The sequence below is a fragment of the Caballeronia sp. S22 genome (assembly GCF_964261745.1).
In the GTDB taxonomy this organism is placed as follows: Bacteria; Pseudomonadota; Gammaproteobacteria; order Burkholderiales; family Burkholderiaceae; genus Caballeronia; species Caballeronia jiangsuensis.
On record NZ_OZ180040.1, the window covers coordinates 795,444 to 809,795 of the forward strand.

Sequence of the window (14,352 nt, forward strand, 5' to 3'; positions counted from 1 at the left end):
AACGTATAGCCAATGCGAAGCTCATGAAGGCGCGTTCTCCAATATTGAACGCTTATCGGCAACGGAATGCATGTTGCGCGTACTGCTCTCACCACTTTCTGTATATGAGCGAGTTCACGATCCGCTTCCAGGGAGGTCCGCTTCGGCACGCCGGGACAAGTAGCCGGCACTTGATGATTTCGGTTCGCTACGATTGACTTCATACGCTGTGCATCTCCTGATCCGTTGAGACCAGCGTATCGAGGCTCACGAGAAGTCAAGGAAGCATGCGGAGCCGTGTATCGGACCTTGACTAGGGGCTAGGTCCTTGCCGGGCTCCTGCAAAGGCGCAAACGGCGCCGACGCGCTGTATCAGCAATGCCGTTTTCTTCTTTTCTAGCGCCTGTCGGCATCGATTCGCGTGTGCAATGCTCGCCCAACAAGCGAGTCCGCATTGCGAATGAGGCGTCGCACGCTGTTGTCCACCGCCGCCTTCGAAACCTGACTCGCACTTGCCGCTGCGACGAGGGCGTCATAGGCATCGGTGACGTCAGTCATCGAGACTTCATAGCCGTAGCCGGCCTCCATCCATTGCAGTGCACACAGCGCACACTCCATCGCGAACCGGGACTGCTTCGTCTCGAAATCTCGCGCGGCTCGTATGAGCGTTTTCGGATCGGTGGGACTCCGTCTGGACAGCGCAATGGCCTGATCGAATAGCCCCGCGTCTTTGGCGGCGGCAAACCATTTGCCCTCCGACCCGGGCTCGCTTCGAACCAGGTCCGACAAGATCGTTTCCGGGGCTTTCCCGGGATATTTCTTGGTGATCGCGCGGAACGTTGCGAGGTAAGTGCCAGCACGATTGGCGGCAATCGCATAGCGGTAGGCTTCCTCAGTGATTCCGGACGCGAGGAGGATCGTCTCGCAGACGCGTGCGATCGCGCTTTCGGGCGCATTCAGCCCTCGACTCGCTTCAGCAAGGCGAAGTGCGTCGCCCGGACGTCCGAGGCAGACCAGCGCCTCGACGGCCCACCGCCGATACCACCAGGAACTGAGCCGATCGCGATGCACAAGCTCAACGATTTCCTCAAAGCGGCCGGCTGCGTAAAGCGCACTCAAGCACGGCACGACACCGACGAAGTAGTTGAACCCTTCAGCCTGCAGCACATGCGTGACGAGCGGCAACAGCCGATCCGCCCATTGAGATGCCAACTCGGGCGTCACGCATAAGCTTCCCCAATGTTCGCCGAGGCTCTCGATGTAGGGCATCTGATCGTCCTGCAACGCCTCGAAAAGCCTTTCTAGCCAGCGCTCTCGTACTGCGGGCGCAACGTCGGCGGCGGCGATCAGCGGGACGAGCGCCTCAATCGCGCGGTTGACCGCGCTGCCCAGTGCGCCCGAGGAACTATCGACCTGCTCAAGTGCCGGCGACAGTTTTTCAAGAAGAAGAACGGCCCCTTCGGCGGCAAGCGCACCATCGGCGCGGGCGACCGAACGAATCTCAGATACCGCTTCCTTCAGGCGTTGGATGGGCAGCGACGATCTCCATCCGAATGCGTTGCGTCGGAAGCGCGAAACAAAGGTCCATTTTGGTGAGGGCATGACAGTCACGTTCCGTCGGCATATTTAGAGCGTCGAAGTCGTCGCGGTCGAGCGGGTGCGGTAGTTGGGGTGCCGTAGTCGAAGTGCGATAGTCGGTGATGCGTGAACATCATTTCGTCGGCGGTTTCAGGGCCCGGCCAGCATCGTGCCTCGACACGCATCGGAGCCGCAGCGGCACGCATAGAGCGTCCTGAGCGCAGCTGTTTTTCGCCCTTCCACAAAAAGTCGATAGTCGATAAACAACTCTTCGCCCGGCTCAATGTCGCGCAGCGCGTGGAAGAAAACCCGGCTGCCATCTTGCTCGGCTTCGCAGTTCGGCGCGCAGCTGTGATTGACCCAGCGCGCTGAGTTGCCGCCCAGTGCACCGTCGATCACGCGCCCGTCGTCGAGATCGAAATAGAACGTGTGACCGTCTTCGGCGGCCGAGCGCGCATACTGGCGCTGCGCTTGGGCCCACGACACGCGCTTTCCCTTGTACTCCAGGATTTTCTCGTTAGCACCGATCTGGGTGAGTGCAAATACGCCGCGTCCGTGGACCGGCGAAGAACGTACCACGATGCGGCGCATGACGATCCCCCTTCTCTTTTTGTGTCGTAACCGACTAAACGATGTGGCGCCGCCGCTGCGAATTGGCATAATGCGATCGACGCACGAGCTTTGACGCCCTATGCCTTCTTCGACCGGCCGCAACCGCATCAAACGCAAACCGCCTCGCGGTACGCTTGTGCGCTATGAGGACCGCATCGTCGAGGTGCTGGGCGAAGCGCGTGGCCAACGGATCATGATCCGCTCGATCCACGCGGACGGCAGCGAACGCCTCACGGCAGTCAAGCTGAACAATCTGCAGCCGTTGGACGACCAGCTCTTCTAAGCGGCGGCATGACTGAAGCCGCCCTGGTTCACGCTTGCTTGACGGCGTCTTTGAAACTTTTGCCGGCCGTGAACTTGACGGTCTTGGCTGCCGCGATCTCGATCGTCTCACCCGTCTGCGGATTTCGACCCGTTCGCGCGGCCCGCTCGCCTGTCCCAAACGATCCGAAGCCGATCAGCTGAACGGCGTCACCGGCAGCCACCGCTTTCGAAATCGTCTCAAACACGGCATTGATGGTCTCTTCTGCCGCGACCTTGCTCGTACCCGACTCCGACGCAACCGCGTCGATCAGTTCCTGCTTGTTCATTGAAGTCTCTTCCTCACTATTGAAAGTACGCGATCTTACCGAACCGCTTTGAGAAAAAACGACCGCCGGTGCTACGAGGCCGCGTCGGTGGCATCCAGGTCGAACAGATCCGAGGTCGTACTGTGTGCAGCGAGCAACTCGGCCAAGTGACCATTTCGCACTTTGGCGAGCGTGTCCGGCGATAGCCAGGTGTCTTCCATCGCTTCAATGCCTTCCTCGATCATCCGCTGTAGGAAGAACGATTGCTTGCGCCCCGTGGCCTCTGCCAACACGCGCAACCGCTGCTCGATGACGGGATCGATGCGCACGGCCACGACCCTTAACCTGTTCTCTGCTGATCTTCTCATCTGTTCGCTCCTTTCAGCCGACAATGCGACTGGCGCGCTACTCGGTCCTGGACCGCGCGACTCGCCGGCGCCGTCCGGTCATTATCTACGGGCGACCTTTCACTCTCGCCGTTTTGCCAGCCGCTGCCTTGCGGGCGGCTCGCCCCGAACGGGCTTCGGAAGCGGGCACGCGCGTGGACGGCCGCGCATCTGTGCGCAACGACGTCAACTGTTCCTGAAGTGACTGATGTGCCGCTTCGAGCGCGGCGACCTTGCCCTGAAGCACCCCGTTCTGGTAGAGCGTGTCGCCCTGCTGCGCCTGCAGCGCTTCGACGGTGCGCCGATGCTCGGCCTCTCGTTTTTCCGCCCGTTTGGCTGCCTCCGTCAGTTCCTTCCGAGCCTTGGCCACGGCGCTGCGTTCGCGATCGATCTCCAACAGCGCGCGCTTTTCCGATGCGCGTAAGCGTTCCTCGGCGCGATTCGCCGTCTCTCGAAGCTTCTCGAGATCGCGGGAAAATGTACTGCGGATTTTCTCCAGCTCGCGGTCGCGCGCGGCCGCTTCGTCGCCGAGACGCTTGATCTCCGCGTCGAGCGCCTTACGCGTGGCGGCCTCTTCTGCCTGCTGCCGCTCCAACTCACGAATCTCCACCTGCGCGGTCAGCAACGCCGCGGTGCGCTGCTCCAGCGCCGTCTCCGTGCGGCCCAGCTCTTCCCGTGCGGCGATGACTTTCTGCTCCGCATCGGCGCGCTGTGCTTCGACCTCATCGCGCAGCGACGTCAGTTCTGCGTGCGCCGATGTGGTCGCGCGCGTCCACAGCGTCCCGATCAGTTCGCCCGCCGCCTCGCTCAGATCCTTCGGCAAGTCGGGGTGCTCGATGCGCACGCGACTCTTTGCGCGCAACTCTGCCCAGAACTCGCTCAGCACCGACGCGGGCGTGCTCATGGTGCCACGCCGGACCAGGTTATAGAGCCGGTTGGCCGTCGGGGCGACGCCGAAGCGGAAGAACAGCAGCGCGCACACTTCGCGATAGAGCTCGCGCGTCTTGGGAAATTCGACCTTGAGCCGCTCGATATCGGCCGCGAGGCGCGCTTCGTCAGAATAAACGTCGGACATGGATCAACGTAGGCAGAGATCGCCTCTATAGTACAACGTATTTCGCAGTAAATCTGACGATCGCTCGCCGGATTTTTGACATTACGCTTATAATGTTAGCTACAATGGTCGAAATGTCGATAACGGATTCACGTGATCTTGACGCCCGCTCCGCCCCCGCCCCCGCCCACCCTACTTGCACTTCAGCCTATGCCGCTGGAGAGGCTCGTCATTCCGTCCGAGTTGGACGGCAGCACGGGCCTGAATCGCGCGGTCACCGGGCGCGCGCAGATCGCCGCCAACAACGATCTCGATGCGATCCGGGCGTGGCTGTCACGCTTCACGGACACCAAGACCACGTTCGAGAACTACCGCAAAGATGCTGAGCGGCTCTTGCTCTGGTCCGTCGTGATGGTGGGCAAGCCACTGTCCTCGCTCACGCACGAGGACTGCCTGCGCTATCAGCAGTTCTTGGCCGATCCGCAACCGGCCGCGACGTGGGTCGCCGGCGGCGGCCGCAAGCACGCGCGCAGCGACGTGCGCTGGCGTCCGTTCTATGGTCCGCTGTCGCCCGCCAGTCAGCGCCAGGCGATCGTGATTCTGAATGCATTATTTTCGTGGCTGGTGCAGGCGGGCTATCTGGCCGGCAATCCACTCTCGCTTTCCCGACAGCGCGCCCGACACGCGGCCCCGCGCATCACTCGTTATCTGGAGCCGAACATCTGGCAGGAGGTCAAGGACACCATCGCCACCATGCCGCGGGAGACCGACCGCGAGATCGCTCATGCGTACCGGGTACGGTGGCTCTTCACCCTCCTCTACCTCGGGGGACTGCGCATCGCGGAGGTCGGTGCCAATACCATGGGCCAGTTCTTCGTTCGGCGCGATGCGGATGGCACGATGCGCTGGTGGCTCACCGTGCATGGCAAAGGGGGCAAGGACCGTCTGGTGCCGGCCACGCGGGAAATGATGCTGGAACTCTCGCGTTACCGACAACACCTCGGGCTGAGCGCGCTCCCCTCTCCGAATGAGGATACGCCGTTGGTCTTGCCGATCGGCGCGACGGCAGCGAACCACGGCACCAAGACCTGTGCGCCGCTGACGCGCGCCGCGTTGCATGCGATCGTCAAAGCGGTGTTCGCGAGCGCCGCAGCGCGACTACGCGAGCGCGACGCATCGTCCGCTGCCCACGCCGATCTGCTGGAGAAAGCCTCGGCTCATTGGTTGCGCCACAGCGCGGGCTCGCACATGGCTGACCAACAGGTCGACTTGCGGCTCGTACGCGACAATCTCGGACACGCATCGCTGACCACGACAAGCCTGTACCTGCATATCGACGATGATCGACGTCATCGGGAAACCGACGAGAAACATCGCATCGACTGGTGACGGACTTGGGCAGGAGCGCTGTGGCGCACACAGTCAAGCGACACGCGTCCCAAATCGTGCGACGTCATGCCAAAATCGCTCGAACTCGCACTACGACTCGCTCGCAATGGAAGCACTCGACCCTGAAGCTCAGATTTCGGCCAATCGACGCGGCGTGATCTTCGTCCTCGCGGGCAAGAACGGCGCCATCGAATGCATGATTGCGCGCGCCGCGCTGGAGGCCTGCTTCTGGCTGCCGCCCGATGCGGACGATGCCAAAACGTTGAAGACTTTTCGCGATGGCGCCAACCGTATCTACGCCGTCGCTCATCGGAAGCTGCTCGCGCATCCCTCGGCACGCCTTGAATTGACGACGGCTGATTTCGCCCGCGGCTGAGGTGACCGTCGGGCTTCGACTACGCTGACGGCACGGTATTGATGGCGCAGCTGTCTAGGGTATTTGTGAGGCAGACGATTAGTTGCAGAAAAACGCCGGAAGTAACGCGCGGCCCCGTCTATTACCTTCCCTGAAATTCTCTGAATCATCCTGAGATTGCCGCCCGCCGCTGCTTGCCTTACTTTCGAAACTGGGCATGCAGCGATGTGCCCTCGCGCTTTGCCCGCCGGTCGTCGACGGGCATTCTTTTTTTGAGTCGCAGATGTCACCGCGACGCAACTGTCCTCGCACCCCAGTCGCCTTCACGGCACCGCCAATTCGTCGATGCGTGGCTCGGTCTTAACCGACTCGGACGAGGCTGGGCGCTACGTCTGCAACCTCCCGGCTCGCTGACGTTGGCGGCGGCGAGCATTCGGATGGCAACTGCCTTCATCAGTGAACTCACCCTTACGACCGAGGCTGTGTAAAAACGTGTTGATTGCCTATAGTTAGTCAACACGTCTTCCGATGGTGGCCCATGAAGCGATTTATTGAAAGCGCGGCGCGAGATCAAGTCGCACTGCTACCGGAGTGTCTCGACGACTACGTCGATGCAGATAACCCAGTACGAGTGGTAGACGTTTTCGTTGATGAGCTTGATCTAGTAGGCCTTGGGTTTGAGCGGGCCACGCCCTCTTTGGTGGGCAGGCCAGCATATCACCCGTCGACCTTGCTCAAGCTTTACATCTACGGGTACTTGAATCGAATTCAGTCGAGTCGCCGCCTCGAGCGGGAAGCACGAAGGAATCTCGAATTGATATGGCTGACAGGCCGCCTGGTGCCTGACTTCAAGACCATCGCTGACTTCCGGAAGGACAACGGCGTTGCAATCCGCAAAGTGTGCCGCGAGTTCGTGGTGCTTTGCCGTCGGTTGAAGCTATTCACAGACGCTACCGTTGCTATCGACGGCAGCAAGTTCAAGGCGGTCAACAATCGTGATAAGAACTTCACTGACCGCAAGCTTCAGGCTCGCATGGAGCAACTCGAACAAAGCGTTGCTCGCTATATGGATGAACTGGACCGGGCCGATCGAGAGCCGTCGAGCCTGCCAGATGAACGCATCCCTCATTTAAAAGAGAAGATCCAAAGTCTCAAAGCACAAGTGCAGAAGCTCGGCGAAATTGAGGCGCTAATGCGCGAGGCGTCCGATGGCCAAATCTCGCTAACGGATCCGGACGCCCGCTCAATGGCAACCAGTGGACGCGGCACGGGAATGGTTGGCTACAACGTGCAGACCGCTGTAGACCTCAAGAGTCACATGATCGTTGCACATGACGTCGTCAATGTTGGTCACGATCGAGCGCAGTTGGCGAGAATGGCGGAGATGGCGCGAGACGCTATCGGTCAAAAGAAATTGACGGCGTTTGCCGATCGCGGCTACTACAAAAGCGATGAGATCCTGCGCTGCGAGATGCAAGGCATCAAAACGTTAGTTCCGAAACCGCTGACATCCAACAGCAAGGCAGAAGGCCGTTTCGACAAAAGGGATTTTGTTTACATTGAGGCTAAAGATGAATACCGCTGCCCGGCAGGAGAAAGAGCTATTTGGCGCTTCAAGACGGTCGAGGCGGGACTGACGATTCACAAATATTGGCCGTCAGCATGTCCAAGTTGTAAACTCAAACCGCAATGTACGCCGAGTCCGTATCGAAGGATAGCGAGGTGGGAGCACGAGAAGGTACTTGAGGAGATGCAACGTCGCCTCGATAAGAATCCACATGCTGCAAGATTACGACGGCAGACGGTCGAGCACCCGTTCGGAACGCTCAAGTTCTGGATGGGCTCGGCGCACTTCTTGACGAAAACGCTTCCTCGGGTGCGAACCGAGATGAGCCTTCATATCTTGGCGTACAACGTAAAGCGAGCAATCAGTATTCTGGGTACGTCGTCGCTGATCGAAGCGATAAGAACATAAGGGCGAGCGGCGGCTCGCCTTGACCGGGACGCGTGGCAAATTTTTTTTCTTGAACGCACTTATGCGATCGTCCGTCGATTGATCGGGTACATCCGTGTGCTCGCCGAGGTGCTTCTCTTGTTTTCACACAACCTCGACCCGGAGCGGTCCGCCGGCGCCACGTCGGTTGGGCGGCGGCTTTCAGGAGACCTCGGACGTCTCGAGGACGCCGGTGCAACGCGGGACCGACATCATGTGCGAGATCGGGGCGGCGTCTAATAAGCCATCATCGCGAACTACCCCTTCATCCGCTCCTCCAAATACCTCACCGCCCGCGCGCAGGGCGCGGGTAACGGCCATTCCGCGCGATGGATGAGCCATAAAGGCTCGACCACGGGCGAAGCGCACTCCACCACTTCGATCTGGTGCTGCCGCGCGAACGCTGCCCGCGCATAACGCGGAATGACCGTGAATCCAAGCCCGCGCGCCACGAATTCGAGGATGAGTGCGATCTGTTGCTGAAACCGTTGCGCGGCAGGTCCGCGATGCTTGCGTTCTTCCGAAAGCGCCGGGTTAGCAAGCGATTCGCCATCGCCCGCCCATCCGGATAATCGATGAAACCGAGCGCTTCGAGATCGCTCCACGCACGCACCTCTGCACCCGCTGGCACGACAAGTTCCAAGGGCACTTGCATGAATTTGCTCGCGGTGAGACGCGTATCATCGGGCTTAGATGTGACGATGCCGAGCTCGTATCGATTGGTGAGGACCGCGTCGGGCACTTCAGGATCCGGCGCGAAACAATAACGAATCTTCCATTGCGGATGCTGCGCCTGCCAATCCAGCATTAGCGGAAACAACGCCAGTCCAATGCTTTCTGGTGTGATCAACCCGATCTCTCCGGCTTCTGCAGGACCGGACACGCGCGCATCGAGCCGCCGGCGTGCCTGTTTCATCGCTTCGCAATAGTCGAGCAACGCGCGCCCGGCAGGCGTCAGTTCGATGGCACGCGGTCGGCGTATCACCAGCAGACCGAGCGCATCTTCCAGATGGTGCAAATGTTGAGAGACGGCCGCCTGCGTCAGATCGAGCCGTTCCGCCGCGCGCGTGAAGTTGCCGAGTTTGGTCAGCGCAGCGAACGTGCGCAGCCATTGCGGATTGAGCATGATGAGTTATAGCTGCACCTGGCCATTCGTCGGTAAGGGCTTCGTGTAAGGGCCGATCACCTCGGCGGCGAGGGTCTCCGATTGACCTCAGGCGGTCAACCACTGGCACTGACATCGAAGCGAAAGCGGTCGCACATGCGACGCGCAGCCGCTCCTGATGCTGTCCCCATCGGTTCCGCCAACTGTGTGCGATTCCCTCGAGCCGTTGTTGGGGTCCGTATGCCGAAAGAATTTTGATCGGATGGCCGACGAAGGTCTTTGCGACACTTGCTTGATAGGCGTCCAGCTCACGCTGATCTCGGGTCACCTCACGTGTAAAAACGATGTACGTAGTCATGCCTGGTACTCCTAGTGAAATTTGTACTGGACGGCCCGTTGGTACGGTCTTGCAAACCCCGATATCACGGCGCCGCCGCAGTGCCAGCGACATGCTTGCCGGCCCGTGTCAGGCAATCCATCCGCCGTCGACCGTCAGGCTCTCCCCGGTCGTATAGCCTGCTTCAGGGCTGGCTAGATAAGCCACGGCCGCCGCGATTTCTTCCGGTTTTCCGAAACGGCCAACGCTTGCGAGCTTCGTCATCGTTGCGTGGTCTTCCGTGCCGGGTTGCGGAGCGAGTTCTGTATCGATCGGGCCGGGCTGGACGGCATTCACGGTCACGCCGAATTTCCCGAGTTCACGCGATAACCCGCGCGTAAAGCCTCTGAGGGCGAATTTCGAGGCGATGTAGAGCGTCACGCCAGGCAAGGGCGCTGCTTCGCCGAAAGCCGAGCCCACGTTGATGATGCGTCCCCAGCCTGCAGCGACCATGCGCGCTGCCGCGTCTTTTGCCAGTTCGATCGGCGCGCGGACATTCAGGTTGAAGTGCGTGTCGTACGACGTGTCCGACGAATCGAGGAACGGCCCATATTCGACTGTGCCAGCGTTGTTGACGAGAATATCGAGCCGCCCTTCGAAGCGGCCGCCGAACGCACCATTCAGCGACCCAATGAGGCTCTTGACGCCTTCTGGCTGCGACAGATTGGCGCCGACAGCCTCAGCCTCGCCGCCGGCATCGCGGATTTCCTTGACGACGGCTTCGGCCCGCGCCGCACTCGATGCGTAGTGAACGATGACGGATGCGCCGTCGCGCGCAAGACGCGCCGCAATAGCTGCGCCGATTCCACGCGAAGCGCCCGTCACGAGCGCGAGTTTGCCTTTCAGAGCTTGGGTCATCCTTTTCCTCAACAGTAGGTTTTGAAGCGGTCCTCCGGCTTGAACAGCCGGAAGGGACTGCTGCATCGGAGCCAATGTTTCGTGCATTGGTTGATGCGTATCCTCCGCTGAGGCGGAATCGCCCGGTAGCCGCGGGCGGGGAATAGCGCCTATTCCTGCTGCGAGGGGGCAAAGGTGCGCAGCGTCTAGCCGGTGAGGCCTGCGCCAGAGTTGCGCTCATTGAGAAGGTGCTCGACAAACGCAACGAAGGCACGCGCCTTCGTGGTTGCCATGCGACCGGACGGGAAAACCGCCCACAGGTCGATCGGCGGCAACGTCCAGTCAGTCAGGACGGCCTGAACCGTCCCGTTTGCGAGTTCGGGGGCGAACATCCATTCCGAAGCGACGGCAAAGCCCATGTGCCCGAGTACCGCCGTGCGCATGCCTTCAGCCGCGTTCACGCTTATCCGGCCGGACAAGGTCACGGTCGAGTCGGAGCCGTCACTGCGGCTGAACAACCACGATTCACCGCCGCCTCGCAGAGAGTAAACGACTGCCTGATGCCGGTTAAGGTCGACAGGTGTTTGAGGAACGCCGGCTTCGGCGAAATATGACGGTGTGCCGACGACGAACCGCCGCGCGCTGGAGATGCGACGCGCGGTCATGGTCGAATCGTCCAGCGTGCCCATACGCAATGCGACATCGACGCCCTCTCCAAGCAAATCGACGGACCGATCGTCAAGTACGATGTCGATGCTCAGATTGGGGTGCTGATCCAGAAAAGACTTGAGGGCTGGCAAGACATGCAGCCGGGCGAACGTAACGGCTGCGCCGATGCGCAACCGTCCCGACAAGCCTTCCGACGACTCGCGCACAGCCTGCTCGGCCTGATCGGCCTCATCGACGGCCCTCAGTGCGTGATCGTAGAAACGCTGACCGGCATCCGTCGGCGCGAGGCCACGTGTCGATCGCAACAGCAGACGGGCGCCTAGACGTTCCTCCAGCTGTGCGACCGCCTTTGAGACGGCTGGCTGGCCGAGCTTCAGGCGGCGCGCGGCGGCGGAAAACGAACCCGCATCGACAACTGTTACGAAGGTCTCCATCGCCACCATGCGGTCCATGCACCCTCTCCTATCAGATCGTCAGCGAAAATGCGCAGTGTAGCGAAACGACGGCCTCCCCAGACAAAGCACGCGTTAGGCGGGGCGCCGACCTCACTTAGCCGATCAGATGCTGGGGCCGCTTCTTTTTTCCTTACTCCGATGACTGATTTTGAGTAGAATGCGGCCCCTTGGCGGCTTGCCCTCAAGGGGGCTGAGCGTCGCTGAGGCCGGTTGAAGACGCCTTCGGCGGGATCGATCGCGTGCCGCGGGCGTTGATGGCGCTGCACCCAGACGCGCACACGTTCATTCGATCAGCCATCTAGCGCAGCAGAAGTGCGAACGCGACGGCATCAGCCGCGGAAGCGCTCGAAACGAAGGATTACTATTCGTCCTTTTGAAACCCTTGGCTGCGCAGGTGCGTCTTTAGCCGCGTGGAAAAAGGGGCGGCCTCAAACGCGAGGTGCAACACCTATCTCGTATAAGGTGTTGCACTGCCCGACAAAACTACTTCATACCAGCATCTTCAACCTGAAGAACGCCTCGCCCTCGCAAGCCTGCGACTGGAGGATGTGAGCATTCGGGCCATGGCCCGAATGCTCGGGCGCTCGCCGTCCACCGTGAGCCGTGAACTGACGCGCAACAGCTCTCCTGCTGGCTACGCATCCGTGCCAGCTCAAGCACTATGCGCCGCCCGCCGTAGGGCTGGGTGCGGCCCCGCCAAGCTTTGCACGCAGGGCGTTCGCTGGCGGGTTGTGCTCACGTTGCTGGACTGGAAGTGGTCGCCCCAGCAGATATCGGGCACACTTAGGCGAATGTATCCGACCGACCCGACCCAGCACGTATCGCACGAAACCATCTACACGGCTATCTACGCTCAGCCGCGCGGCGAACTGCGCCGCCAGTTCGAGGTCTTCGCCGCCACGCTCGCCTCAGCAAGTCAACCTCAAGACGCTAAGCATTAACCCCTTGTTGCACTTCGGCCTGAAACCGCCAGGTATATGTGAAGGCGGACAAGCTCCGCCGTCCTAACGGCGATTTGATATTAAATGACGGGCCAGAGAGAGCAGTGGAGGTCGTAAGGCATCACAGGGGGTTTATTGCTCCGTCTCTATTTCGACCCGATCGGGGTATAGACCTGTATCGGCGGCCGCCTGCTCTACTTCCTTCGTGGACGGAAAAGCCCCTAGCTCGCCTATCGTGTCCTCGCCCGCAGACAGCCGCCCGCCCCATAAACCGGTCGGAAGGCGGTAAATATGCAAGATAATGGGTTCGTCTTTGTCTTGTTCCATCGCGTCTCCTGGATCGCACCTAGGCGTTGTTCGGTCCCGACTTATTGTTTCTCGAATCCAGCGTATCACAGCCCGGAAAAGCAGGAAGCAATCTGCCGATTACGAAGGAAAATGACGAACGGAGTCACTCAATCGGGCGATGCCAACGTCAGCAGTCCACGGACCGAGGGTTTGCGTCGAGCGACGACACGCAGAACCATCCAGATCAATTAAACCGCAACTGTCACCGCTTCACTCTCGCGCGGCTCGCCGCTCAACGCGCCGGCGGGCGAGCTTCCCTTGCCGACCCTGAGGAGCCACTCAGGTTGGACCGACGTGAGGGACCGCTCCTTAGCATAAGGCGACATCGAAAAGTCCGACGGCGGTCACCGATGTTCGTGCTGACGCGTTGCAGTCGCAAAAATCTATTGCGATGCCGCCTAAAAAAAGAGCGCTACCTATCGATAGCGCTCATAAATCCGGACCCGAAGGATCCGGCCTGAGACATCAGAAACACGAAAGCGTATTCGGATCGGTCAGGCAATCTGCACTCGTAGAGCTGTGCAACGCATAGCCAAAAGTAAAGTCGGGCCGCATCGGCCACCCGGTCGGGTGATTTTCACGATTAGCCAGCTTCTCGAATTGATTGTCTTCAGTCGAATTCATCCTCGCGTGACCGGGGCAGTCGGCAAATAACCGATCGCTTAAAGACCGGCATAAACCATCTTCGTGAACTGAGCGCCGTTGAAGACAAAATTTCCCCAGACAGCATCAAAGGCGGCCGTCGGCTGCGCTGCGACGATTTCGTCAAGTGACTTGCCTTGTCGTTTTAGCGCCGCGACGTTGCCGCGTACCGTGACCAGCATGTCACGGAATGCGATGAGTTGACTTCGCGTACCGACAGGACCGTGGCCGGGGATCACGATCGTGTGCTCGGTCGTGCGCGCGATGGCTTTGTCAGCCCACTTGATCGCGCCATCGATGCTGCCGCCATCCTCATTGTCAATGTACGGATAAAAGCCGTTCCAGAAAGTATCGCCCAGGGCCAGCACGTCGGCGTCCTTGAAATACACCCACAGGTCCCCGTCCGTATGGCCGCCCCCAAAATTCTCGACTTCGATGGTGCTTCCCTCGAATGAGAACGTCCTCTTGTCGTCGATAACGAGCGTCGGCCTTGCACTTTCCTGCACGGGCTCGAACGTCCAGTTCCACGCATCGACATGAGTCGTTTCGCTGAGATGCTTCAAGGTGTTCCTGTGCGCAACGATCGTGGCGCCAGCTTCGTGCATCCAGCCGTTGCCGTCGGTATGGTCCCAGTGCCAATGCGTATCGACCACGTATTTCAACGGTGCGGGACCGATTTTATCGAGTGCGGCTCGCAACTTCTCCTTCGATTTGCTGACGCCTGCATCGACGAGGAACTTTCCTTCCTTGCCGCACAGAACGGTGATATTGCCGCCCGATCCCATCAACTCCGTAATGTTGCCGCGAAGCGGTTGCACGACGATATCCGTCTCCGCTCTGCGCAAATACCGCGCACCGGCGCCTGTGTGAAAGTAGTCGTCCCGCGTGGCATTCATGCTGTTCATGCTCTGACTAGCCGGATCGGCAAGCGTTGCGGTAGAGACGGACGCGAGCGCTGCACCAAGCGAAATGAACAGGGATATCAGTCCGGAACGGATTCGCGAGCCGTTTTCGGTCGCAATGGATCTTGAAGATGTCTTCATTCGGAGGTACCTCGGAAGGTC

General features: G+C 60.2%; 14 protein-coding genes and 1 pseudogene. 5 read left to right on the forward strand and 10 right to left on the reverse strand.

Annotation, left to right across the window (positions count from 1 at the left end; genetic code table 11):
* Positions 1-375: 375 nt before the first annotated feature.
* Complete coding sequence (locus ACEN42_RS42050; protein WP_371884242.1) at positions 376-1,581, reverse strand: hypothetical protein; 1,206 nt, start codon at positions 1,579-1,581, stop codon at positions 376-378.
* A gap of 126 nt (positions 1,582-1,707) precedes the next feature.
* Complete coding sequence (locus tag ACEN42_RS42055) at positions 1,708-2,148, reverse strand: SET domain-containing protein (protein WP_371884243.1); 441 nt, start codon at positions 2,146-2,148, stop codon at positions 1,708-1,710.
* Between the two features lie 100 nt (positions 2,149-2,248).
* On the opposite strand from ACEN42_RS42055, the gene ACEN42_RS42060 reads away from it, so the two are divergent.
* A complete protein-coding gene (locus ACEN42_RS42060) occupies positions 2,249-2,452 on the forward strand; it encodes a hypothetical protein (RefSeq protein ID WP_371884244.1) in 204 nt (67 codons plus the stop codon).
* A gap of 28 nt (positions 2,453-2,480) precedes the next feature.
* Here ACEN42_RS42060 and ACEN42_RS42065 read toward each other — a convergent pair whose 3' ends face one another.
* From ACEN42_RS42065 to ACEN42_RS42075, 3 genes are all read right to left on the reverse strand, one after another.
* Positions 2,481-2,759, reverse strand: coding sequence for an HU family DNA-binding protein (locus ACEN42_RS42065; protein WP_371884245.1), 279 nt, complete (start codon positions 2,757-2,759; stop codon positions 2,481-2,483).
* Between the two features lie 71 nt (positions 2,760-2,830).
* A complete protein-coding gene (locus ACEN42_RS42070) occupies positions 2,831-3,106 on the reverse strand; it encodes a hypothetical protein (RefSeq protein ID WP_371884246.1) in 276 nt (91 codons plus the stop codon).
* Positions 3,107-3,191: 85 nt separating this feature from the next.
* The gene (locus tag ACEN42_RS42075; RefSeq protein ID WP_371884247.1) at positions 3,192-4,199 is read right to left on the reverse strand and encodes a DNA-binding protein; all 1,008 of its coding nucleotides are present in this window, start codon (positions 4,197-4,199) and stop codon (positions 3,192-3,194) included.
* A 189-nt stretch (positions 4,200-4,388) separates the two neighbouring features.
* Between ACEN42_RS42075 and ACEN42_RS42080 the strand changes: the two genes are divergently transcribed.
* The 3 genes from ACEN42_RS42080 (at position 4,389) to ACEN42_RS42090 (ending at position 7,897) form a co-directional block, all read left to right on the forward strand.
* Positions 4,389-5,567 carry a tyrosine-type recombinase/integrase gene (locus tag ACEN42_RS42080; protein WP_371884248.1) on the forward strand — a complete coding sequence of 393 codons (1,179 nt, stop codon included), beginning with the start codon at positions 4,389-4,391 and terminating at the stop codon, positions 5,565-5,567.
* Positions 5,568-5,673: 106 nt separating this feature from the next.
* Positions 5,674-5,943 carry a DUF1488 family protein gene (locus tag ACEN42_RS42085; protein ID WP_371884249.1) on the forward strand — a complete coding sequence of 90 codons (270 nt, stop codon included), beginning with the start codon at positions 5,674-5,676 and terminating at the stop codon, positions 5,941-5,943.
* Between the two features lie 517 nt (positions 5,944-6,460).
* Positions 6,461-7,897, forward strand: a complete 1,437-nt coding sequence (locus ACEN42_RS42090; protein WP_371884250.1) for an IS1182 family transposase — start codon at positions 6,461-6,463, stop codon at positions 7,895-7,897.
* Between the two features lie 275 nt (positions 7,898-8,172).
* Here the strand turns inward: ACEN42_RS42090 and ACEN42_RS42095 are convergent.
* From ACEN42_RS42095 to ACEN42_RS42105, 3 genes and pseudogenes are all read right to left on the reverse strand, one after another.
* Positions 8,173-9,041, reverse strand: a pseudogene (locus ACEN42_RS42095) (LysR family transcriptional regulator).
* A gap of 445 nt (positions 9,042-9,486) precedes the next feature.
* The gene (locus tag ACEN42_RS42100; RefSeq protein WP_213233135.1) at positions 9,487-10,254 is read right to left on the reverse strand and encodes an SDR family NAD(P)-dependent oxidoreductase; all 768 of its coding nucleotides are present in this window, start codon (positions 10,252-10,254) and stop codon (positions 9,487-9,489) included.
* Positions 10,255-10,439: 185 nt separating this feature from the next.
* Positions 10,440-11,354, reverse strand: coding sequence for a LysR family transcriptional regulator (locus ACEN42_RS42105; RefSeq protein ID WP_371884251.1), 915 nt, complete (start codon positions 11,352-11,354; stop codon positions 10,440-10,442).
* A gap of 794 nt (positions 11,355-12,148) precedes the next feature.
* Between ACEN42_RS42105 and ACEN42_RS42110 the strand changes: the two genes are divergently transcribed.
* Positions 12,149-12,298, forward strand: a complete 150-nt coding sequence (locus tag ACEN42_RS42110) for a hypothetical protein (RefSeq protein WP_374191239.1) — start codon at positions 12,149-12,151, stop codon at positions 12,296-12,298.
* A gap of 132 nt (positions 12,299-12,430) precedes the next feature.
* Here the strand turns inward: ACEN42_RS42110 and ACEN42_RS42115 are convergent, their stop codons facing one another.
* Positions 12,431-12,625, reverse strand: a complete 195-nt coding sequence (locus tag ACEN42_RS42115) for a hypothetical protein (RefSeq protein WP_371884253.1) — start codon at positions 12,623-12,625, stop codon at positions 12,431-12,433.
* A 683-nt stretch (positions 12,626-13,308) separates the two neighbouring features.
* Positions 13,309-14,331 (reverse strand): MBL fold metallo-hydrolase, encoded by a 1,023-nt coding sequence (locus tag ACEN42_RS42120; RefSeq protein ID WP_371884254.1) that lies wholly within the window; start codon positions 14,329-14,331, stop codon positions 13,309-13,311.
* Positions 14,332-14,352 lie beyond the last annotated feature (21 nt).